The sequence below is a fragment of the Bradyrhizobium hipponense genome (genome assembly GCF_008123965.1).
Classification (GTDB): Bacteria; Pseudomonadota; Alphaproteobacteria; order Rhizobiales; family Xanthobacteraceae; genus Bradyrhizobium; species Bradyrhizobium hipponense.
Map to the genome: position 1 here is coordinate 1 of NZ_VSTH01000184.1, position 21918 is coordinate 21918.

18 protein-coding genes and 1 pseudogene are annotated in these 21918 nt (G+C 58.0%); 10 read left to right on the forward strand and 9 right to left on the reverse strand.

Translation table 11 applies throughout. The features are described 5' to 3' along the window. Positions 1–15: 15 nt before the first annotated feature. Together FXV83_RS38290 and FXV83_RS38295 are read right to left on the reverse strand one after the other, a co-directional pair. Complete coding sequence (locus FXV83_RS38290) at positions 16–756, reverse strand: bestrophin-like domain (RefSeq protein ID WP_148745087.1); 741 nt, start codon at positions 754–756, stop codon at positions 16–18. Positions 757–823: 67 nt separating this feature from the next. Continuing rightward, positions 824–1056, reverse strand: a pseudogene (locus FXV83_RS38295) (JAB domain-containing protein); the annotation flags it as partial. A gap of 245 nt (positions 1057–1301) precedes the next feature. On the opposite strand from FXV83_RS38295, the gene FXV83_RS38300 reads away from it, so the two are divergent. Then, positions 1302–2006, forward strand: a complete 705-nt coding sequence (locus FXV83_RS38300) for a hypothetical protein (protein WP_148745089.1) — start codon at positions 1302–1304, stop codon at positions 2004–2006. A gap of 365 nt (positions 2007–2371) precedes the next feature. Beyond that, the gene (locus FXV83_RS38305) at positions 2372–2788 is read left to right on the forward strand and encodes a hypothetical protein (protein WP_148745091.1); all 417 of its coding nucleotides are present in this window, start codon (positions 2372–2374) and stop codon (positions 2786–2788) included. Between the two features lie 50 nt (positions 2789–2838). On the opposite strand, the gene FXV83_RS38310 is transcribed toward FXV83_RS38305, so the two are convergent. The 4 genes from FXV83_RS38310 to FXV83_RS38325 are packed head-to-tail and all read right to left on the reverse strand — an operon-like array spanning position 2839 to position 7326. Then, positions 2839–3957 (reverse strand): GIY-YIG nuclease family protein, encoded by a 1119-nt coding sequence (locus FXV83_RS38310; RefSeq protein WP_210250788.1) that lies wholly within the window; start codon positions 3955–3957, stop codon positions 2839–2841. Positions 3958–4004: 47 nt separating this feature from the next. Continuing rightward, on the reverse strand, positions 4005–5876 hold the full coding sequence (locus FXV83_RS38315) for a hypothetical protein (RefSeq protein WP_148745093.1): 1872 nt from the start codon (positions 5874–5876) through the stop codon (positions 4005–4007). Continuing rightward, on the reverse strand, positions 5873–6358 hold the full coding sequence (locus FXV83_RS38320) for an ABC-three component system middle component 2 (RefSeq protein WP_148745095.1): 486 nt from the start codon (positions 6356–6358) through the stop codon (positions 5873–5875). Before FXV83_RS38320 ends, FXV83_RS38315 begins: the two co-directional genes overlap by 4 nt. Beyond that, positions 6346–7326, reverse strand: a complete 981-nt coding sequence (locus FXV83_RS38325; RefSeq protein ID WP_148745097.1) for an ABC-three component system protein — start codon at positions 7324–7326, stop codon at positions 6346–6348. The genes FXV83_RS38320 and FXV83_RS38325 overlap by 13 nt, the downstream gene beginning before the upstream one ends. A 503-nt stretch (positions 7327–7829) precedes the next feature. Between FXV83_RS38325 and FXV83_RS38330 the strand changes: the two genes are divergently transcribed. Both FXV83_RS38330 and FXV83_RS38335 read left to right on the forward strand, forming a co-directional pair. Beyond that, positions 7830–8351, forward strand: a complete 522-nt coding sequence (locus FXV83_RS38330) for a hypothetical protein (protein ID WP_235940550.1) — start codon at positions 7830–7832, stop codon at positions 8349–8351. A 3-nt stretch (positions 8352–8354) separates the two neighbouring features. Beyond that, complete coding sequence (locus FXV83_RS38335; RefSeq protein ID WP_148745101.1) at positions 8355–10331, forward strand: tetratricopeptide repeat protein; 1977 nt, start codon at positions 8355–8357, stop codon at positions 10329–10331. Positions 10332–11029: 698 nt separating this feature from the next. On the opposite strand, the gene FXV83_RS38340 is transcribed toward FXV83_RS38335, so the two are convergent. Both FXV83_RS38340 and FXV83_RS38345 read right to left on the reverse strand, forming a co-directional pair. Continuing rightward, positions 11030–11836, reverse strand: coding sequence for a hypothetical protein (locus FXV83_RS38340; RefSeq protein WP_148745103.1), 807 nt, complete (start codon positions 11834–11836; stop codon positions 11030–11032). Between the two features lie 471 nt (positions 11837–12307). Further along, positions 12308–13399, reverse strand: a complete 1092-nt coding sequence (locus FXV83_RS38345) for a DUF3616 domain-containing protein (protein WP_148745105.1) — start codon at positions 13397–13399, stop codon at positions 12308–12310. 117 nt (positions 13400–13516) lie between these two features. Here FXV83_RS38345 and FXV83_RS38350 point away from each other — a divergent pair, with 117 nt between their 5' ends. From FXV83_RS38350 to FXV83_RS38370, 5 genes are all read left to right on the forward strand, one after another. Further along, positions 13517–14374, forward strand: a complete 858-nt coding sequence (locus tag FXV83_RS38350) for a S1/P1 nuclease (RefSeq protein WP_148745107.1) — start codon at positions 13517–13519, stop codon at positions 14372–14374. 23 nt (positions 14375–14397) lie between these two features. Continuing rightward, positions 14398–15501 carry an LOG family protein gene (locus FXV83_RS38355; protein WP_148745109.1) on the forward strand — a complete coding sequence of 368 codons (1104 nt, stop codon included), beginning with the start codon at positions 14398–14400 and terminating at the stop codon, positions 15499–15501. 59 nt (positions 15502–15560) lie between these two features. Continuing rightward, on the forward strand, positions 15561–17222 hold the full coding sequence (locus FXV83_RS38360) for a phospholipase D-like domain-containing protein (protein WP_148745111.1): 1662 nt from the start codon (positions 15561–15563) through the stop codon (positions 17220–17222). 84 nt (positions 17223–17306) lie between these two features. After that, a complete protein-coding gene (locus FXV83_RS38365) occupies positions 17307–17717 on the forward strand; it encodes a hypothetical protein (protein ID WP_148745113.1) in 411 nt (136 codons plus the stop codon). A gap of 107 nt (positions 17718–17824) precedes the next feature. After that, positions 17825–20251: a hypothetical protein gene (locus FXV83_RS38370; RefSeq protein WP_148745115.1), complete on the forward strand. Its 2427-nt coding sequence runs from the start codon at positions 17825–17827 to the stop codon at positions 20249–20251. 175 nt (positions 20252–20426) lie between these two features. Here FXV83_RS38370 and FXV83_RS44585 read toward each other — a convergent pair whose 3' ends face one another. Then, positions 20427–20681 carry a helix-turn-helix transcriptional regulator gene (locus tag FXV83_RS44585; protein ID WP_148745117.1) on the reverse strand — a complete coding sequence of 85 codons (255 nt, stop codon included), beginning with the start codon at positions 20679–20681 and terminating at the stop codon, positions 20427–20429. A gap of 680 nt (positions 20682–21361) precedes the next feature. Here FXV83_RS44585 and FXV83_RS38380 point away from each other — a divergent pair. After that, positions 21362–21634, forward strand: a complete 273-nt coding sequence (locus tag FXV83_RS38380; protein WP_148745119.1) for a hypothetical protein — start codon at positions 21362–21364, stop codon at positions 21632–21634. Positions 21635–21918 lie beyond the last annotated feature (284 nt).

Below are 21918 nucleotides of genomic sequence, written 5' to 3' on the forward strand. Positions count from 1 at the left end.
AAAACAACTGTAATGCTAGGTCTTCGCCGGTGCCTCCGGCATGATCTGGAGCAGCGGCTCCGGCTGGATCGAGATCTGGCCGGCGAATGGCCGGTCGTGCGCGGCGATGAGCAGGACCGAGGTGGCGACGCCGGTCGCGAACAGGCCCATCGCGATCGCCGATCCCAGGCGGTTGTCGCAATGAACGAGGCCGATCACCAATAGCGCGCAGGCCGCCTGAAGGTACAGGCACCACCACTTGACCGGATTCACCGCGGCGAGGCTGACGATGATCCGCTGTCGCCGCGCATCCAGGGCCTGCTCGAGCGCGTCGATGAGCTCGCGCTGCACGGTCGCCTGACCCGTCATCGCGACGACGAGTTGCAGGGCTTCGGCGAGCGCGGGCGGTGTGACCTTCAGCGACGCCTCCTGATGCGCCATCATCGGCCATTCCACCGTGACGGCCTGCCCGACATAGTCGCGCACCAAGGCGCGCAGCCGGGTCTCCTGCTCCGCAGGCAAGCCGGCGGCCAGCAGCACGGCGCTTCTCAGCGAGCTTGCCTCGCGGCTCACTGCGGCGCTGGCGCGGTCGCTGTCGCCCCAGACCTGTGACGCGGTGAAGGCGACGAACAGGCCGAAGATGATGCCGAGCACCGGCAGCATGCCCGGCGAGATCGCCTTCAGCGATTTCGCGCGCTCCTCCGTCGCGGCCATCGCGACCGCCGCGAATATGGCCGCGGCCAGAAGATAGGTGAATCCAAAGATGACCAGCGCCATCCATCCACGGCACCGGCAAATTGTGCAGCCAGTTGCTCATCGTGTCCTTGTCATCTGATTTGAGATCCTAGATCAGCCGCATTCCCCGCAAGCTCGCATGGCCGCCCTTGCCGACGATGATGTGGTCGTGCACGGCAATCCCCAGCGGTTTTGCGATGTCGATGATAGCCTTGGTCATCTGGATGTCGGCCTGCGAGGGCGAGGGATCGCCGCTCGGATGGTTGTGCATCAACATAGCCAAAGGAATACTTCTTTGTTTTTTCAATATCTTATGAGTTTCTGCGTATAAACAGGGGTATGGGTCTGGTGTCTGTAAAAAATGATGTTCTGTGATCATCCCGCCGCATTCCGCCTGATCCTCACTACTCCCGGAAACACATGCGGGATCACGAGTTCTCCGTGGTAGGTGTGCTTATGAAAGAACTCAGATCACGAAAGGAGCCTCGCCGGAAGCAGTGTTCGAGCCCGCTCGGTTAAATCTCGATTTCAGCGAGTTCTGACCCACGTCGTCGAGGGATGTTCCCTGCATTTTAAAGGACAAGCAAATGACGGAGGAGAACAGCCCGCCGCTGCGACCAACGTTGAAGCACCGGCTCGAAAGCATCGAGGAGCTGGAACAGGAGCTCGTCGCCAAGGCCCACGAGATGCTGCCCAACGGTGCCGTCAATATCGTTGACTTCTTCATCCTCGGCGCCACCCAGCGGACGCTTTCGCAATCCCGTGGCTTCCGCACACTGATTGAAACGAAGAACTTTCCTTCGGCGACGATCCTGTTGCGCACCCAGATCGACACGGCGATGCGCATCAACGGGCTGACGATGATGGGCGACATTGAGGCTGACGTTCAGAGGCTTTTCAAGGGAGAGCGCACCTTCGATCGCCTGATGTCCGGCACACCGGTTGGCGGTGGAAAGCCGGAACGCCTCACAGATGCCTTCCTTAAAAGAAAACTTGCCGAAGACCACCCCTGGATCGAACCATTATATGCGCAGACCTCCGACTTCGTACATCTTAGCTTTCGGCACCTCTTCACCGCGATCGTTGACACGAACTCGGAAACGCGCATGGCGACGCTTGCGATCAGCGGCACCGACCCGAAGCAGGATGAAACGGTCTACTATGAGGTGTGCGACGCCTTCTTCCGGGTCTCCCAGCTGACCTCTACAACCATTCTCGCCATGCTGATGATGAGACATCAGCGCGACCGGGTCATAGCGGCGGCTGCAGCACGCGCGGATGGCGGCGAATGATCAGCCTCACACGCGAAATCATTGATCTCGATCAGCCTGATACATGGCCATCCGATCTTTTGAGCGTTCTTACCGAGCATCACGACGCATTGCGTTCGCATGAGGTCGGTCCACTGAGCAATTGTTTTCGATGCGGCGCTCGACAGCGTCGTTGAGGCTTTGCAGCCCTACAGTGGTCGTCGGCTGGCATTGTACTCGCCTAGCCGATCACGAGGTCGAGGACATCAAGGCCAACGGCATGACGCTTCTCGACATCGATCTCGTGTCGCGCCGGATCGGTGCTGCAGTCCGGGCGCGATTGCTCTTCCGACCACGGTAACCGTCTTGCGCGCACCAATCAGGCCGCGGAAAGATATCGCGCCGGCATGCTGTGGTTCTGCTTTTTCAGGCCAGCGATCGCTGGTGAAGGCGGAATCGGCGATCTTCTCCGATTTTGGGGCGGCGAGGCCGTCTATAACTCTCATGACCGCGATCCGGAAATGGGGCCGATAATCGCCGCGATCGGGAGGCCGGCAATCGTCGAAGCAGAGATCCCGATCGCATGGTGCGGGGGAGATCGTGGATTGCGTCTGGCGATGAACATTGGTCAGAGGTTCGTGGTGGCCCAAGGGACGCCGAGTCGAAATTCGAGCCATGTCGAAGATAATATCAAGCAGCACCTTCCGGGGGCATTCATTCGCCAAGTGCATGTTCATCCCTCGCCGGAATTCATGCGGCTGGCGGGCTGCGCCGATTGGTATCGACCACTCCAATCAGGGCGACGCAGCTCTAACCTTGCTTGAGCATCAACACGAGTATGTGCTCGGAGAATTGCTGGAACGACACTCGTCATTTAGGTCACCCGCGCATAAGTCTCTCCATCAATCACCCGCTGGACCTGGTCTTTATTCCGCGCACCGATCCGTTCGGTGATGGTCTCTGCCGGATGGGTCCTCGCAAGTTCCCGAATAGCCCGGACCTGCTCAACCGACAAGCGGTCATCGCGGCCGCAGATCTGGGCAACCGCCCAGGCGTCGTCCTTCCATTTCTCCGAGACCCAGGGGGCGGGCAGGCCCTTGCGCGGATGCTCGCGCAACCATGCTTCAACAAGACGATCGCGCTCGTCAGGCATTGGCACCACCCGCGCAGTCAACATGCCGTTCTCGCGAAGATATCGGAGCCCAGATTTCCCGCCTGGGATCATGTTGAGGCGCCGCTCATCGTGCCAATGCCCTTCGACCAGCCATTCCTCTGTCGCATAGAGTCGCTCGATATCGTCGGTGATCGCCATGACCTTATGGTGGATGTAGGTCACACGGCCGGCGTTCATCTCTTCACGCAGCTTTCGGTGAAACAACAAGGGGCTTCCGGTCTCGATCGCCCGTTGGTGTTCTGCCCATCGCTTTTGCCAGCTTCGGGTGGTAACACCGACATAGAAAAAACCATCATCAGGATATGACGGTCCCGCACCGAAAATGTGCTGATACAGAACAAAGCTCCTTTTCGGAAATGAATCCGGAGCCAGAAGAAGAGGCGCTGGCGCCGAAAATACTTGGCTTGGAATCTTCACGCCAGCGATGTGGGTGGAAATGTCTCCGCGTAATGCGGCGGCCAGCAGTGCCTGATCCTCAACAACATCAAGGCGTATTGCCGGTCCAAGCGCGAGTTCCCCTTCTTCAAGTGTATGGCCCGATCGAAACTGATCGGAGCCCACCATACGGTGGCCTGGCCTGACTTTGAACTGGGGCGCGATGAATACCGGCTTGTCGCCGAGGGCGACGAAGTGGACAACCGGAATGAACTGGCCCGGTTTCACCCGGATCACCCCGTGTTTCTGCCTCGCGATCCTGAGCCAGAGTGCGCCGTATTCGGACCGGCACCATTGGCGCAGCAATGTCTCGATCTCGCGAAACCGGCGATGCATTGGTTTCGGAGCGAGATGCTCCCACCAGGCGCGGTTGATCGAGACCAAGCAACCTCCAGAATTCTACCGGCGGTACGCCTTGCCGGATCGCCGCTTCAATACAAGCCTCGCCGCTCACCGGTTCCTTGCGATCCGGCCAAGGACGTCACGATCGACCCTTCGCCAAGCGCGATCGGAGGCGGGTCGTTCTCTATGATCACGAACTGAGCCTGATCCTTCTGCGCCACCAGGAACCGATAGAAGTGTTCCTTGAGCCCGCTATCCTTCACCTGCTTTTCGTCAGCACCCAGTTCGCCATGCCTGGAGGTGAGGGGATCGCGGTAGCTCAGCAGAGGGCTGTCGAGAACCACGATCCCTGGATGCGGAAGCTCCTTCTGCCGGCAGTACAGCAAGACGCCGATCTTGAACGCGGCGTTCATCAGCGCCCGTACTCCCTTGCCGTTTGCGCGACGGCTTTTCCCGTCAATGAGGATATCGTGCGTCTTGTCGTCGAAGGAGACGGTCGGCAGGCCTGGAAACTGCCAAGCATGAAGCACCGTCTGCACGGTGGTCGCAAACTCGTGTCCCGTCACTCCATCTATGCCGGAGGTCACGCTGCCGCGCGGCAGGGACTTCGCTTTGAACGCCTCAAGCTGCGCCTTTCGGCGATGAAGCTCGTCAATCCGCTGTCTCAGGGCAAGGCCCTGCCTGGTCACGAAGCGGGCCGCGTCTAGTTCCTCGTAAGTTCGGCGCGTGGCGACTTCCTGCGGCTTCACCTCATCGAGCTGTTGGTCGACGTCCTCGATCTCGCCTGAAAGCCGCTCGGCGCGTTTCAGCAATCCTTCCTGTTCGGCCTCCAGAGAACGGGTTGCCTTCGCAAGGTCGGCCCGCTCCGACGCGATCTTAACCATCTCGGCCCGAACCGCCCTCTGAGTTATCTCGACCTCGTCGATGCCGTGCGCGTGAAGCTGATGCGATGGATTCGCGCCGCAGAGCGGGCAGGGCCTGCGTACGCCCGCCAGGAGAGCCGCGCCCCCTTCCTCGAGCGATGCCAGTCGCTGCAGGTCGCTTTCGTAAACGCTCTTGAGCAAGGCAAACCGCTGCAGCGAGAGCGATATCTCGGTGCGACGCTCCTGGGCGTCCCTGAGAGACTCCATTTTCGCCCGGCGATCCAGTCGAAGATCGTCCAACAGCGATTGGCGATCCGACATCGTCTGCTGAAGGTCGCGGATCGTTGCGGTTTGCTTTTCGGCCTGATCGTTCAGGTCCGGGTCGCCGGGATAATCTCGCTCCCATTCCAGTTGCGCGGCGGCAATCATTTCGTCGACGATCTCGACCTTGCCCAAGTTCGCGGTTCTCTGGGAATCGGGATTTTGCGTGGTGACAATCGCAGAATCGTCGACGCCAGTCAGGATGAATTTTAGGACGTTCTTGTCGAATGTCTCGCCGCTACGGTCCGAAATTCGGATGGGGCTCCACTCCCCCATCATGTTCGTTTCTTCGGTGTAAACGAAGGCGGCATAGTGCCGGAACGTGAAAGCGTTCTTGTCGCCCGTCAGCGTTCGAGCAATCTCCTTCGCGCCGACCCCGAGTTCGCCGAGCAGGAAACCCGACAGGCTCTCGCCCTTGCCGCGATGATCCCAGGATAGTGTCCGATCGGGTCGACCAACTGACTCTGGATCCACGGAACCGATGTGCAGACCGAAATCTCCGCCCTTCATCGCCCGCTCCAGCGTCACCGTGCCGGTTACAGGAAGTTCAAGCTCGAGCCAGCATTTGTCGTAGCCCTGGGCCTCGGTAATAGGCGGCAGTGGCGTCTTGGCACCAGACATGAAGTCGAGCGCCTTGACGATATAGGATTTTCCGCTGTTGGAGGCGCCCCAAATAACGTTGATGCGCTCTCCGAACATGAGGGTGACGAGCTTCTTTCCGGGCCCGGTAATCGCAAGACGGCGAAGCAGGAATCGCGCTGGATCGGAAATGCTCATGTCCGGCCTGTCTGGAACGCTTCGGTCCAATCACCGATCCGCTCCCGCACCAGCTGCTTGAACTGCACCTTGCTGTGGGTCTTCACCTGATCGGCGAGCCAACGAGCACAGGCCTTCATCTGCACCGAGTAGGCCGTTTCAAGCAACTCGACATAGGCTGCGGCCTCTTCGGAGGCGCGATAAACGATACCTTCCTCGGCGCTCTCCTGGTCAACGAGATGGCATCGCTGCATGAGCTGCAAGCTCGTCTCGATCAATCTCCGCCGGACGAGAAGCTCTCCTTTCCGCCCGGGGACCTCGGGATGCAGGCTAGAGGGGCCGCCAAGATCAGCGGTGTGTACCACGACATGGTCGAACAGGACCATCTCGGCGAGATCCAGCGCTTCTGGCCGCAAATGCTCCAGCACCACGACGGCCCTGATTCCGGCCTCGAGTGAAGAGTTGAACAATCCTCCGAAATCGCTCTCACTCACGGCGCCCATTTCAGCCGCCCGTCATTCGCGAGGTGATGGCAAATTCCCTGTTTTACTGGGACGCGCACCGTGCGGCCGATCAAACTCACTGGCAGGATCGACGCGTGCTTCATGACCGCGTCGACACGCCTAAGAAGAGTCTCGTGTCGATCTCGGTGCACATCGATGACACCGTGGTAGACGTCGTCCTCAAACGTCCCGATCGCGCCTGGAGCAGTATTGTCCCGGTGAAAACGCTTGAACGAGGCAGCTTCAAAAAAGCGTGTGCGTTGATTGCGAAAATGCTCGCCGTGATCGGCATGGGCCAGGATATCGTCGGCCGACATGAAGGTGCCGCCGCCGGCTTCCCCATAGACGTGACGGAGCTGGTCTACGTACTGCGCCTCCTCCGGCTGAATGGCCTGCGGCGCTTCGCCAACGGGCGCCTCGTCCGGCATCAAACCAAGCACCTTGGACAAGGCTGGTCCCGCTGCCTGGTCCTTAACGAGCATCGGGGCAGTCAGGTGCTCTACGCGCGAAAAATCGAATCCCGCGATCGCCGCTCTGATTTCCGGCGTCAGCGCCACCGTCTCTCGCCGTGTTATGCTCTTGGAGCAGTATTCGTCCCAGCCATCGATCAACGTGGGTCCCAGAGTCGAGGGGTTGTTGATGAGATCCATCAACGAGCCGACGATGCCGCGTGGTGCGACGAACACATATTTTTCGGGCAGGGTTTTGTATGCACCCTGGCAATGATGGAAAAACACCTTACCGAGTTCGGCGAGCCCCTCGGGCTTTCCAAGCTTGCCGCCTCGCGTCTTGCGTTTGCACTGGAAGAGATGCCAGGGCCCTTCGTGCCGGGCGCGGGTCAGGAAGCCGATCACGTCGCGGCCCTTGTCGTTCGCCGCGCCAATTCGTTCGACTCGATCGTATTGCTGGGCACGACGATCCACCCACAGCTCGACAAATTCTTCGAGCTGCGTGTCGTCGATCTCCATTAGACGAACAGCGAGGCTAGCCACGTTAGTGCACTAGCACAAATAAAACGGGCGACCGCTGTGCGGTTCAGAAATACAGATTTTGCTCGTACTCAACGTTGATGTCTTGATAATTCCATCATCTACTATTTCTATCATTGTCATCACGAATCTTGCACTCCCCCCGAGAGTGATCGACTCTACATAAAGAATCTGGTTTTGCCCATTGCCCTTTCTGACGCGACCGCATCATAACGAGCTTGCTGGGCGTGCACGTGTTGTTGACCCCAGCGGAGGACGGAGAACCTGGCGCAGATCACCGAGACGCCGCAGTACGGCGCCTATGGCTTTTGCTTCTCTGAGGCCCTTGGCGGGTCGCTGATATGTGAAGAGGATCGGTCTACATTACCTCCACGGATTTCATTCACGTCGCCATTTCAGCTCGCCTTGCTCACGGCGATCTCGTCGCCGCCGACGGTGCCCTTGAGGCCGACCCGAGCGATCACGGCGTCAGGCTCATTTTGGTGAAGCAGCTTTTGGTGTCATGCGCCAACGTGACCGATCTTGAGCTGATCTGTCGGTCGCTTTACAAGGACCATCCGGCCATTTCGGAGATTATCACGCCGCACCGGCGAAACTTCGAATTCGCCAAGTACATCCGGAACATCGCGGTCGGTCACGTCAACCCGGCGCTCAGCCAAAAAGCCCTCGAATGGCGACCCGAGCTCAACCTCGTTCTGACGAAACTTGACGCGCCGGCCGAAGCGTTTCTGGGCTACGCGGTCTTGGAGACTGCGATCAACACCTTCGTCGATGGCGAACGGCACCGGATCTTCGATAGCGACACCGACCTGGCTTACCCGCCGGACCTGATCCGATTCCTCAACTTCCTGGGGTCGACCGTGCATGTCGGCATCGCCTACTGTGCGGCGGTAGCTGCGGCCGCGCTCGAGCATGCCAACCTGCCTGACTTCAACGAGGATTGGCTGGAGTTGTCCGCGAAAGCAGGCCTCACAGACTTCGCCTTCATTACGCGCAAGGGCTAGGCGATGACCGAGAACCCGGACCCCCTCGACGACCTGCCAAAGCGTGACCCCAATCATGTCACGGAGGAGAAGGCGGAGACGGCCTTTCAGGGGCGCCTAACGGAGAGCGGTCGTTTCATCCTCCAGCGCGCCGACCGCAAGGATTATGGCACAGACTGCGAGATCGAAGTCGTCGAGCAGGAGCAGGCGACGAACGTGAGGGTCCATGTGCAGCTCAAAGGGACCGTACGCCCCTTGAACGCGGATGGTTCTCTTAGCATCGAGGTCAGCCGCGCGAACCTGAATTACCTGCTAATGCACCCGCACAGCTTCTACGCCGCCTATCACATCCCGACGGCGTCGCTGCGCATCTGCCTCGCGGAGACCGTTCTCCACCAGTACGAGCACGCGGGAAAGAACTGGACCCAGCAGCAATCGCTTACCGTCAATTTCACCGAAGATCTGACGGTCGAGCGGCTGGATCGGCTGGCTGAGTTGGCCAGATCCGCCGCGCGGGCGGCGCGCGATCGTTGGGTCGAGCAGACCCGGGCGGCCCCTGGCGACCTCGCTGGCCTACTTCGCCGAGCTGTGCCGGACGTCCATGTTCCGGATGATCCGGCCATGGCCCGCGAGCTCCTAAAGCACCTCTACAACCAGAACGCCGACGACGTGATCAGCGTGGCCTTTGATCGGTTCGCGGCGGTGTTCAGCGCAGATAACGAGGCCATGGGACTGGCCTATATGGCCGAGGTCAATCTGGGCATGGCGGGGTTGAGTCGGTCGCCCGCCCGGATCGAAGACGCCGTGGCGCACTTTAGGGATCAGCTTGACCTGGGCCGCTACGAGCGGGGCAGCGTTCACTACACGATCGGCAACGCCCTCTCGGCGCTCGGCCGGGAGGAGGACGCCAAGGCCGCCTATGAGGCGGCTCTCGCCGATCCCGCGTTCGCCAATGCGCCGGACCTAGCATCCCAAGGCCGTAAGAACCTCGGGACGAGCTTTGAGCGGCTCGGAGATGAGAAGCGAGCAGTCGAGCACTATGGCGAAGCCTCGCGGCTGAGCCCGCACCTTCCTGAAGCCCACAATGCCTTGGCCCAATTCTACTTGCGCCAGGGCGAGTGGAAGGACGCCCTCGCGCATCTGGATCAGGCCGTCTTCACCGACACTACACGCGCCAAGGCGGCCGGCGTTGCGGGTTGGAGGGCCAACGTGCTCTTCAACATGGGAGAGGGGAGCGCGGCGTTCCGCGAGATCAACGGCCTCCTCGTCCAAGCTGATTGCGAGCCATGGATCTGGCCGTTTTTCGCACGGCTGGTGGCGAGCTTCGGTCGGACAACGACGGAGAATGCGCGCCAAGCGCTGGGCTTCTGGCACCGCTATGTTGGTGCCCACCCCGAGAGCTCCGGCGGCCGTCGCGAGCTGCTGTTGGCGACCTTGTATCTGCGAACGGAGGGGCAGGATGTTGGCCGGACCTACGCGGGATTCCGAGACGAGTTCGACCGGCAAATCGAGCACGTCGAGGACATTGATGAAGCCGCCTTTCTATGGGATCGCCTTGGGCACTGGGCGCAGGATGAAGCGGATTGGGCCGAGGCGGAGCGCTGTTTTCGTAAGGCCTACGACCTGGCGGGCGGTCACTACGGCTACTGTCTCGGGACGGCCCTCAACTTCCTCGGTCGGTTCGAAGAGAGCCTACCGTTCCTACGCGAACAGGCCGAGAGCATCCAGCCTGACGCCATGAGCTGGTTTCAGCTCGGCGCAGCCTACGGTGATCTTGGCCAGTCGGCGCTGGCCATCAAGGCCTATGAGAAGGCCCTCGCGTTGGATCCCGACTACGACCTAGCGATGTTCAATCTCGGCGGCGTTTACTGGAACAGCGGGGAAAAGATCGAGGCTTTTGGGATTTGGAAGGCGGCCATCGGCCGCTTCCCGGATCACGAGCTCGCCGCGAAACTCCAACGCGACATGCCGGTCTTCTTTTCGCCGGGTTCCATTCGATGAGTCCTACATAATGCGAAGGCGAAGGTCCGGCGAGAGCGGTTTAGCCATGGGGGCTGGCCTCCATCACCAGCCCTCCGGGTGAATCAAGATTTGCCTCGCAAGGGAATCCCTTCCGATTCCGCATGGTCGGAAAATGCTCTAGGAATGACGGTACGTGATTGGACATCATGGACTCGCATGCTTCTGCTGCAGTTGTCCAACATGACCAATGAGAGAGGTTTAAAATTCCGCCGCGATCTGAGCCGCCATGACTTCAGTAAGGTGTTCGAGGGTGAATGTACCTCAGTCAGGAATACGCTTCTCAGCCAAAGCAAAGATAGTATTCATAGAGTCCCGAATCGGTCGGCTGGGATCTATACATCACGTTCCTTATGGGAACATTAGGTCGAATAGGTGCAGGCGGATGTGAATCGGGGAGCCAGCGGCCGTTTAGACTTGCGGCCGTGGTGATAAAATAGAGTCCTTGAGTGCCCACACCGGGGAGATCGAAGGGAACGCCCGAAGAGCGATGAAGCATATCGGCGGGTCTAAGCATGCTGTTGTGCGCGAGTGCACCCGTGAGCATAGGAACCTCAACGCCATTCGATAGCCGTATGGCACCTACGGTGCGCCACTTCAAAAGATAGGATTAGCAATCGTTTCATCATCGTTCCCGGCGAAGTTCAGGCCGGTGATAGTGTTATCGCTACCGCGCACGATCACCGCACCGGAATCGCGTCTGACATTTTCGAGAATATCAATTGCCAATCGAACCATCTCTCGCCGTCGTCATACTTTATCTTTCTGGTTCCTGCGGCGCGCAACGTGCCACTACGACACGTGGGCGGCCGCGCGCCAACCTTGAAGTAAGTAGCTCCATCTCCACCCTTTAGGTAAGGCGTGAGAGCCATTGGATAAGGTCGGGTTGAGCCATCCTCGCATGCCCGCATCTCGGCGAGAGCATCTGCCGGATCGTTGTAGCGGCCGAGAGCAAGATCAAAGCTATTTCCCGAAGCTTCAAGCGATTGAAACATGTACAATGTTGCCTTGGAAACGCCTTTCAGGAAGATGGGAGTTCCAAGCGGAGTTTGGTTTCCGTTTGCACAAAAGACGTGCCAATTGCTCAGACAAACTGGCACACCGTCTAAGTAAAAACTCCATCCCACAGTTCCGTGGCCATTCAGGCCACTACCCCAAGCCTCATCACCACCTCTCACTCCTATCCCGGTTTCTGGCACAACCTTGCGTGCAGGTGACGACGAGTGGGCACGAGGAACTGCCTTTCGCGAGATGACGGTGGGAATCGATTTTGTTTGGCCCTCGTGAGCATATTCGAACGTGTCTGGAACACGTTGGGCGGACGCGACAAGGCTTTCTTCTGCTGATCCGTCTACAACGATTTCAAGGACGGGATCACCTTCCACATTGATCTGGATTCCATGGATGTCGTGCCGCATCATAAGCAAGCGGTGCTGGGACTTGAATTGCTCAACAATACTCTTGCATTCTTGAAGTTCTATCGTCATCGATCCCTCCAATGAATCTATCAGTGATTACCACCACACACTATCAATCATAGGTCTTCTCTTCGTAGTCTCTAACCCCAGTGCCTTTCATCGCTGCTGTGGAGCGTCCCATCCTAAGGCTCCTTTCCGACGGTCAGCTAGGACTGCTTCCTGTCGGGCCACGCGTCGGCCGGACGGGAATACTAATGCTATCGAGTTGATCATACTGATTTTGCGGTTTCTCCGCGCTCGATCCAAGCCCGTCAAAACCGGGTCAGCGAAGTTTCGCGCTCATATTGCCTCTCCCTCTCTCCTCGCATCAGGTGCATCAAGCATTGAGCCTCAGAAACCGATGCACGCGCCTTTTCACAAGTCACAAGTGCGACGCGTCCAACCTTAGATACGAACAAAGATAAAATCTCCTGCAGGCATCGTTTTGCTTCACTCGCAGCAAAAGTACGGCGCTTCTGTCGCATGCTCTCGCCCACTGTCTTACGGCTGCGGAATCGTGACGGGAACGGGCGCGCCCTTCTTCTCACCATCGAATAGTATCAAAACGCGCAGGCCTGACGCGCCCTCGTCAAGCGGAAGCAGCGCCTCCGCCTTGCGTTTTCCTTTCTTCCCGACGATATCCGCGAGCTCCTTGAGAAGCCGGACATCCTCCGTCTCTCCATCCCACCAATAGATAGCGTAGGGGCCTGGGCCGTTCGCGGTAGGTCCGGCGAGGACCAGTACGCCGTCGCCGTATGTCGCAAGATCGCGAACGCCCCTGCCTTCGCCCAGCGGCAGCCGACGGAGCCGGGCGTCGAGTGACGCTCCGCCGAAGACACTGTCAACGGGGACGGACAGTACGGCAGCGCGGCCGTCGCTGAGCGATGGACCGCGGAATCCCACCAATATACTCCCCCGCCTGATGGCGATGCCTTCGATTGTCAGGCCGTTGTTTTCAAGCCTGCGGTCGAGAAAGGGAGCGAGCGCAGGCTCTCGCGCAATGACCTCCTTAAGCTTTCCTGTCCGCTCGGCCGGGAGGGCGGCGTGACCGTTGGTCACGCGGAATCGGACAATCTGGCTGCTGGCTGCGATCCTCGCCGCGATCTCCTCCTCGTCTTCCTTCGGATCGAGCTTATGGTGGCTGTCGCGCGGATGGCCGTGAGAGCCGATCACATAGTAGAACTCATCGGCATAGGCGATGCCTTCCCCGTCGAGTTCGAGCGCTTTGCGTTTGAACTTATTGTAGATGAGAGGAATAACGTCGCCCGTGATGATCTTACCGTCTTTCACGGTGACGAACTGCGCCTGCTGCACATTGTCGTCGATGACAACACACGAGCGCGGAAAGCCCTGCGGCCTGGCACAGGCGATACCGCTCACATCCTTCGAGTTCTTGCCCTTCTTGCCCAGGAGATTGCCGTGGACCGGCCAAGCGGTGTCGTCGCCGGCGCTCGCGGCGCTCCCGGCCGCGAACGCGAGGATGGCGGCGCACGCCAGCAGAATATCCCGAACAGAGCGTGCCGTCGCTCTTAAAGTCCCGGGCATTTCGGCCTCCCGTGCTGTCACAAATCTGTAGTTGTAATTTTTGCGCAATACGCCGAATATACATTCAGCGCAACTTGTCTTTCAGGCAAAACTACCAACGATATTTCAAAAGGCTCAATCGCTCGTTGGAGCTTTGAAAATTCCATTGCCGAGTTGGGAGCGAAGATGATTGCGAAAGCAGCATTGGCGATAGCCATGGTGTGGCTGCCAACCTCCGCAGCGTTGGCTTTTGGCCAAGAAGGACATTCCATCATCGGCGAAATCGCCAATCGACGCCTAACCGCGCAGGCGCTGACGGCGGTCGAAAACGCACTCGGCAGGGGTCATTCGCTTGCTGCCGTGGGAAGCTGGGCGGATGACGTGCGAGACGCCCGTCCGACCACATACAACTGGCACTTCGTCGACCTTCCGCTCGCCGCAGACGCATACGACGCGAACCGCGACTGCAAGCTCGTTCCCGCCAAGGGCGATTGTATCATTGCGGAACTGGGACGGTTGAAAAAAGAGCTTAGCTGCGCACCAACGAATGAAGCCAAAGCGGAAGCGCTCAAATTCACGGTGCATTTTGTCGGTGATGTGCATCAGCCCTTGCACACCGTCCTTGAAAAGCGAGGAGGCAACGGTGTCGATGTGACCTCGATGATCAAGGGTAACACATGTCGGCCGACCGCGAATGATCCCAACAAGTGCGTAACAGCCAGCAATCTTCATCAGATGTGGGACGGCGTGCTTATTACCCGATTCGTCTGGAACTGGGGCTCGTATGTCGATCGACTTGAGGAAGGATGGTTGAAGTCACCTGAAGCCGCCAACGCTGAGCAAGGGAGCATTCAGGACTGGGTAGAGCAATCGCACAAGGAGGCGCGCATCGCGTGGGATGCGGTCCCCGCCGACACGAAGCTTACGGATGATTACCTTTCTGCGATGGTGCCCATTCTTGATCGCCAGCTTGGCCGTGGCGGACTGCGTCTCGCAAGATTCTTGAACGAGGCCTACGCGAACACCGATTGCTCGGGACAGTAGCTAGTAGCGAGGGAGAATTCGCAGTGCCCTATGGTAATCCCGACAGGTTATATTCAATTTCAGATCTTCTGGAAGGATATAGACGCGACGATCCCATGGCGTTTGCGGCGTCTTGGGACTTTCGTATGTTTAGGACGTACATCGCAGATGGCGCAGCAACGCCTAGATCCCTTGAGGTACGTCGGGCGCAGGCCGACCATGACGCCCATATCGCTGAGGCGCTCAAGAACCTACTTGATAGCGAGCCGAAGCCGAAGCTGGTCGGCATCATGGGTGGTCACGGGCTTAGCCGCACGGATGCCGCTTACATCGCCGTAGCGCGGTTAGGACGCTACCTGACGCAGCAAGGTTATCTCGTTGTGACAGGCGGCGGCCCTGGAGCAATGGAAGCTGCCCACCTTGGAGCTACTTTTTCCGAAGCAACCGATGGAGCGATGGACCAGGCGCTGACAGCGATAACCAAAGTCCCGAGACTGCCGCCACTGAACGACGTCGTCAGCAACTCGGGCGACATTGCGCCCGGAAAAGAAGCCGCGTTGGACGACGCCAGGAAGTGGCTGAATGCCGCCTTGGACGTCAAAGACATGGCCCCACAGCAACGAGGCCCGAGCCTTGCCATTCCGACCTGGCTCTATGGTAATGAGCCGACCATACCGTTTGCCACTCACTATGCGAAATTTTTCCAGAACAGTATTCGCGAGGAGGCGCTGATTACTCAATCTCGCGCGGGCATTGTCTATGCGCAGGGCGGTGGCGGAACGATACGGGAAATTTTTGAAGACGCAGAACAGAACTTTTATGCGCCGACCACCGCTGATTTTACCCCGATGATCTTCTTCGATCCAGACGGTTTCTGGGAGCATGATGCCGAGTTTGACGCGGGCGGGATCACCCTGCGGGGCGTCAAGGTCGATGAGCTACTAACGCGTATGTTCCGTTACGGTCGGAAGGACAGCGCAACCGTACTTAAGAAGGTGCGGTTCACAACGGATTTTTCCGTAATCAATCAGATATTGCGAACGCATGCGCCCGTCGCACAGCAGAATCTCGCGTTTTCGCTGGCGGGCGACGCTTTGAAGATCACCTCAACCTTACTTAATCGCCCATCGCGGCAAGACATTGCATAGGCCGTTAACCGGTCACTCGGAACGAGCTTTTTCAATCAAGTCAACAGCAGGAGCGTATTATGGGGATTACCATTACGGTTCATGCGAACCAAGACGACGCGTTAATCGCGTGGCGACCCGACGCGTGGGCCGACGATTGGGTCGGCTTCATGCTCGAAATACAAGATACTATGACGGGGGAGACCAGGGTCATCAACAACCGAATTCCCGCGAAAGTGGGCGAAGGAGCAGTCCCGCCCGAAGGTATTTCATCGGACCGATCGCCGTTGCTTCGCTGCATTTGGACCGACCATCGCGTCGATAACGCGGACCAGGTGGAATACCGGGTCACGCCCATGCGCAAGAGCGGGTCAGAATTCGCGGTTGTCTCCGAAGCTGCGAGCGACTGGACGCCACCCGTCAGCCCGACCGCGGACGCCGGCGACGGGGTTTCGGCGTACTTCAATCGCGGCACCATTATGTCGCAAATCGTCAGCCGCTTTGTGGGTGACGACATCAGTGTCGCGACACTAAAGCGGTTCAAGGCCCGCCTCAGCACTCCCGGATTTCCAGCACGTCGATATCTATCCGGGCATGCCCGACACGAGATCCTCTCGTACCTCGCTGACGCTGATCGGCGCGGGAACGAGATTTATGCCGCTCTGTACGAATTGAACGATCAGGAATTGATCGATGCTCTAAAGGCTTTTGGAAGCCGCGGCAATGTTATCGTGGGCAATGGAAGCTCCACGAAAGCGGGCGTAGTTGACGAACTCGCCGGTGCGGAGCTAACCGTTCACGAGCGCGATTTGTCCCGGGCCGGTCGATCTTCGCCGAGCGTGCACAACAAATTTGTCGTCGAAGGGAATCCGCGCACGGGAAAGGCGGTGCGCGTCCTGACCGGAAGCACAAACTGGACGACTACGGGGCTTTGCACTCAGCTCAACAACGTCTTCGTGACTGAACGTCCGAAGATTGCCGAGCGCTTTGTCAAGCAATGGCATGATCTCGTCGGCGCAGGCGATGATATGCCTGATGAACTTAAGCGGGAAAACGCCCGTTGGACAACAGATGGTCCGGTCTCGGTTGCGTTCGCGGCCACATCCGGTGAAGCCGAATTCAAGCCTGTGAAAAAGCTCATTGATGAGGCCGAAGACGGTTTATTTTTCCTGATGTTTACGCCGGGCCAATCGCCGTTGCTGGACGCCCTTCTGATCCGCAGCCAGGGTTCTGTTGGGCCCTATGTCCGAGGTGTTGTTTCGGATGTACGTGAGACCGCGAACGGCACCATTATTGCGCACGGCGCGCGTGTCATTCGGCGCGGCGAGGAAAAGCAATTTCGCGATTCAACGCTGCTTCCCGACGGATTGCCGCAGGACAACCTGCCGTCCTGGGCAAAGGAAGAGTTTAACCGCCGCATGTTCTTTCCGGCGGGGCTGAATGCCATCGTGCATTCAAAGGTGATTGTTGTTGATCCATTCTCGGCCAACTGTGCGGTTGTCACGGGCTCGCACAACTTTTCCGATTCAGCTTCAAAGAGTAACGACGAGAATATAGTTATCGTCCGCGGTAATCGGCTTCTGGCACAAGCTTACGCCGTGCACATCCAGGGTGTTTACGATCACTACTCGTGGCGAGCATTTCTTGGCGAAGGCGGCAATCCAGACATTCTGTTTCAGTCGCTGAAGGAATGGAAGGCTGGAGGATCGCGGGAGCGCGACTTGGCATTCTGGCTGCGTTAAGCCGGATGGCCTGCGCCGTCTGGCTTCGTAGTCTTGATCGGCTTGATTCTGCCCTAACCTGGTCTCGTAATGATTGGAGGAGACATGTCGAAGCGATTGCTTGTGTTGATTTGCTTGTGGATAGGTCTCTGGTCGGTCGCTCGCGCCGACGACAACAAGAGCTTCGATTTCAATGCTCACAAGCTGACGTTATCGAACGGAAGCGACAACAAACTGTGGGGGTGGATTGAACTGCTTAACGGCAGCCAGATTGTCGGATACATCTACGTCACAGAAACCGCACCGCGTGAGCCACACCTGAACAGCGACAAGACTTATGTGGTTATGGATGCGCCGATCAGCTTGCTCGACACGCTGTTGAATATCTTGCGCAACGAGAAGCCTCTCCGCATCCGCTATTCAAAATTTGGAAACAGTCAGGCAACCGCTTTTCTGGAATCAACCGGCGCCGCTGCGCTGACGGGCGAGGCGGTGCGGACGCTCTTCAACAGGTAGCGGTATCGCGTGTGAACACCAATGTTAGCTAAGTTCGGATGGGCCCTTTTATGCGCGGATGGCCGCCATCGAATCTTCGCTATGCGTCTGGCGACGTGTTGACCTCAATGGTTTACTGGCTGGTTGGACGGCTATGGAAAGTTAAACTTCCTTTCCTGAGTATTATCGTCGGCGTTTCACTACTTCTCCTGCCTGGAGAAGCCCGGGAACTGTTTCTTGAGCGGTCGGGAGTCCTTGGGCATCTAGAATTTTGCGCTGTTCTGCTGACCGCATGGTCGCTTCCACTCTATTCTTCGATTCGGCGCGTCAATAACCTTGAACATAATGAGAAATGGTCACTTAGTTTCGCTACTCCGCTTATCGCGGGGCTGCTGCCCTTTATCGCCGTACTTCTTAGCATCAGTCTCTTGAGGCGCGACATTCTTTCCTGCTCCCGTATTTCGGACGTCAACCAGTTACATCGCTGTTTTGGGTACGCGCCCACAAACGCGCAACTGGAGTTCGAGTCAAATCAGGATGAGCCCTTCTCCGGATATGCTATACCGGAGATCGGCGACGCGCTCGGCCAACTCACCGCGCTCGCCGTTCTTGTCGGCCTGAGCGCGGTATTTTTCGTCCTTCTCGTGAACGCCCGTCGCATTTCGAAAGCCATGACTGCGAGATGGAATCCGGATGGAACTCGGGTCGCTTGGCTTTTGCCTTTAAGACTTGCCTACCGTATTTCCGAACGTGGCTTCCTGATCACGTGCGCGGTCTCAACGACGTTGCTTGTAGCGACAGTCTGTTGGCCACATTCTCTGCCCATGTACTTGGGGCGAGCATCGCTTATTCCAATACTGGCAGGAAGCTGGGTTCTGCTGTTCGAATTCGTCATGATGCTTCAAGCGAAAATGAAATGGGCCATCGGCCTGGTAGTGGTCGTAGTCGGGACGATATCAGCGTTTCTTCCAACATTTCATGATGTGCGGCTGTATCAGACGCGGCATTGGGATAACGCGCAACTTACAGAAGCCAAGAGTCACGGGCCCGGCGTTGATCGCCAGGGACTGCTCGAAGACGCGATCGACCGATGGAAGGTTGTCAACGGTTGCATCGACCCATTGGCGAAATGCACGCCTCGGCCCTTACTGGTTGCGGCAGAAGGTGGGGCAAGCCGTGCTGCATTCTTTACGGCGACGGTCCTTGGAGCGTTGATCGACGCAACCGATCTTAACAACAGCGCAGTCGATATGCGCCGGTCGCTGTTTGCGCTATCGGGTGTCTCGGGAGGGGCGGTCGGCTTGGCAACCGTGCGGACCGCGCTTGCCGAGTCTTCGGATCGCCATCCACCTTGTCGCCACATCGACCCATTGTGGTTCGGAGCCAATGAAGGCCACAAAAATCCCGCGCGCAATCCAGCGGAAAGCTGGCGGGCCTGCCTCCAATTGCTAACATCAGGTGATTACCTGATCCCGGCTGTTGTGGGTCTGGTCTGGCGCGACCCGTTCGGCTTGGTTGCGCCCCATGATCGTGCCGTTTTGCTCGAACAATCAATCGAGCGACATTACAACTATGTCGTTCACGGGACGCGTTCACCCTGCCAAGGTAGGGAAGATGAACGGGGACTCTGCCATCCCTTCGGCTACCTGTCGCAGGGGCCCGGGCATTGGCTGCCTTTGCTTCTGCTGAATGCAACATCGATGGACACGGGGCGGCCCACGCTGATTTCCGATATTCAAACCGGAATCTCTTCAGCCAATTGCAACCGCTTGTTCATTTCCGTCCAGAATCTCTTCGAGATGTACGCCACCAACCCATTCGCGAAGGAGGAGCCGGCCGCGGATGCGGTCGCGGCGTGCAAGAACGAAGGCCTTGAGAAAGCTCACGACGTTCGGCTGTCAACCGCCGCGGTGCTGAGCGCGCGTTTCCCGGTTATTTCTCCGGCTGGTGTTTTGCGTTTCAGGAATGAGTTTCGCGATCTCGAAACAGATCACATTGTCGACGGTGGCTACTACGATAACAGCGGCCTTGACACGCTGACCAGGTTGGTGCCGTTCCTGCAGAAGCGCGGTTTGAACCCTCTGGTGCTTTATCTGACCAATGAACCTTGGTTTTTTAAAGCCAGTGTTCGCGCCGGGCGCCTGCGTCACGATCCGTTGCAGCAATACGTTCTTCCAGCCGAGCTTGAGGAACCGAAGCAAGGAACGTGGCAGCGCCTCTTGCCTTGGTTTGAGGAGCCCTTGGATACGCTGCTCCGACTGAGGGCCGGTCACAAGGGCGCGGCGCTCGAAAGAATGCTTGATCTTGGAGATAACTTGTTCCCGGTTCGGGTAACCCGTAGCTCGTTTGTTACCCGTTGGCCTAACGAGGCGAATTGGTGCATCGATGTGCCCGACCGAAAGAAGGCTACTAGCATCACACTCCCTCAGCCGGTGATGAGTTGGTGGCTTTCTCCTCTCGCGCAACGCGTCTTGGATGCCGAACTTTGCAACCAGGAAAACATCAACGTCCTAACGCGTGTCGTTGAGGAACTCCAGCGCGGGCAAACGAATTAGGCGCACGGCAAGTTCAAACCCGCGCGTCGCGCATGTCGAATGGTCCCAAGGATATCCTTGGAGTCTTGAAGGATCGTCATCAGGATGCTTACGCGAACGTGGTCCGATTTGCATTGATTGCCAGTTATGTCATGCGCCTTCGCAAATTTGATCGCCGTATCGCACTATAGTTTCGTCAATCGTTAGGTAGGCAGGAGTCGACACGAACGCTCCCTGTATCCACGTCCAGTCCCTTTGACGCTCGGCATGTCACCGTATTCTTTTGATCCCAGGCATCAAGTTCATGCGCTGGATACAAAACAGCCTTGCCGATCTTCACGAACGTCGGACCGATCTTCATCGCTCGCCAATTTCGAAGAGTGCCAACTGAAACGCTGCCACGATATCGTTCAGAGACCTCTTCGGCCGTTAGAAATCTTCTGTCGGACATCAACTTCCCCCAGGTGGGCCCACACGTCGATCACATTTAGGAAGCTACAGAGCGCCCAATCATGCTCATGCACTGTCTGATGGAACGGCCGTCCGTGTAAAAGCGGAAATTGCCCTCGTCGAGAAAACGGTTGCTACCGGATAGAAGAAGGAATTATGTGCGGCGAGCCTCGACGAGGAGCGCGAACGCCGGGGATGGTTGTCCGCGGAGGTGACGACCTTGAAGTCGAAAATCGTGCATGCTGCTAAGGTTTCCGGACGAAGCAGTAGCCCAGTATCGGGCTCGATCTGGCGGCTCAGCTAAGCGGGCGAGCCACCCGAAACCAGGTCCGGGCTGATTGCACGTGATTTGGAAGAGGGCGGCGGGGATTCCGAACGCCGCACCCTGTTCCGAGCGGAAACCGCAATCAACCTCGTTAAGCTTCCTGAACGGCAAAACTAGAAAACGGCGCGTTTTGAGTCTAGGATGGCTACCACCGGGGCTGGACTGCATTTATTCACGATTAACAATTTTGAACCCGGAGGGCCGCCGGCTAAATTGTCGGCGGCCTTTTTCGAGGATAAGCGGATGAGGGTTGGGCTGCCCTATTTGGCAATCGGCCTCTGCGCTATTGTCGCAGCCTGGCTTGTGATGCACTGGCCTGTCTAGCGTGGCGGGGTTATTGCGCGGGGGGTGCGTCAGTGCATGATTGGAAGAGCGAACTCGATGCGCTCGTCGCTGAAACGATGGCGTTCGCCAAATCGGTCAAGGTGGAGATCGAGCGGCCCCCGTCTCAGCCGATAGAAATCGACGAGCGGGGTGGCCTCAGTGTGCTGGATTATGGCACCAGCGAACGCGATGAGATCAGGAAGCGCGTCGAGAGCTTCAAAGCGCATCAAGAGCGCTTCATGCGCGAGCGCGAGCAATACGCCGATTCACTGCTGCGCCGGATCAGGCCGATCACGAAATCTTAGAGCTGCTCGTTGTACCCTTCACGAGTTCTGCTAGTTCCCTTGTGCAGCTCAAGCAACTGCGCTCGACCGCAAACCTGAGGGACGTTCATTTTCGGCCGGTTCAGCCATTGATAAGTCGGCACAGACTTACGGCCGACCAGAACCGGCTCATTCCGGAGCGCGAGTTCTCAAGCGCGGTACATTGTTTGGTCTAGGCGTTTTTCCGCAGCGCAAGCAAATGTCACGCGGGAAAGATGCGTTCCTATCTTTAAACGGCAGGAATTCCGCTCGGACTCGGGGAGCCG

Excerpts from the sequence above, each read along its gene's own strand:
- FXV83_RS38290 (WP_148745087.1), bottom strand. The coding sequence starts at position 756 with ATGGCGCTGGTCATCTTTGGATTCACCTATCTTCTGGCCGCGGCCATA.
- FXV83_RS38300 (WP_148745089.1), top strand. The coding sequence starts at position 1,302 with ATGACGGAGGAGAACAGCCCGCCGCTGCGACCAACGTTGAAGCACCGG.
- FXV83_RS38305 (WP_148745091.1), top strand. The coding sequence starts at position 2,372 with ATGCTGTGGTTCTGCTTTTTCAGGCCAGCGATCGCTGGTGAAGGCGGA.
- FXV83_RS38315 (WP_148745093.1), bottom strand. The coding sequence starts at position 5,876 with ATGAGCATTTCCGATCCAGCGCGATTCCTGCTTCGCCGTCTTGCGATT.
- FXV83_RS38320 (WP_148745095.1), bottom strand. The coding sequence starts at position 6,358 with ATGGGCGCCGTGAGTGAGAGCGATTTCGGAGGATTGTTCAACTCTTCA.
- FXV83_RS38325 (WP_148745097.1), bottom strand. The coding sequence starts at position 7,326 with ATGGAGATCGACGACACGCAGCTCGAAGAATTTGTCGAGCTGTGGGTG.
- FXV83_RS38335 (WP_148745101.1), top strand. The coding sequence starts at position 8,355 with ATGACCGAGAACCCGGACCCCCTCGACGACCTGCCAAAGCGTGACCCC.
- FXV83_RS38340 (WP_148745103.1), bottom strand. The coding sequence starts at position 11,836 with ATGACGATAGAACTTCAAGAATGCAAGAGTATTGTTGAGCAATTCAAG.
- FXV83_RS38350 (WP_148745107.1), top strand. The coding sequence starts at position 13,517 with ATGATTGCGAAAGCAGCATTGGCGATAGCCATGGTGTGGCTGCCAACC.
- FXV83_RS38360 (WP_148745111.1), top strand. The coding sequence starts at position 15,561 with ATGGGGATTACCATTACGGTTCATGCGAACCAAGACGACGCGTTAATC.
- FXV83_RS38365 (WP_148745113.1), top strand. The coding sequence starts at position 17,307 with ATGTCGAAGCGATTGCTTGTGTTGATTTGCTTGTGGATAGGTCTCTGG.
- FXV83_RS38370 (WP_148745115.1), top strand. The coding sequence starts at position 17,825 with ATGGTTTACTGGCTGGTTGGACGGCTATGGAAAGTTAAACTTCCTTTC.
- FXV83_RS44585 (WP_148745117.1), bottom strand. The coding sequence starts at position 20,681 with ATGTCCGACAGAAGATTTCTAACGGCCGAAGAGGTCTCTGAACGATAT.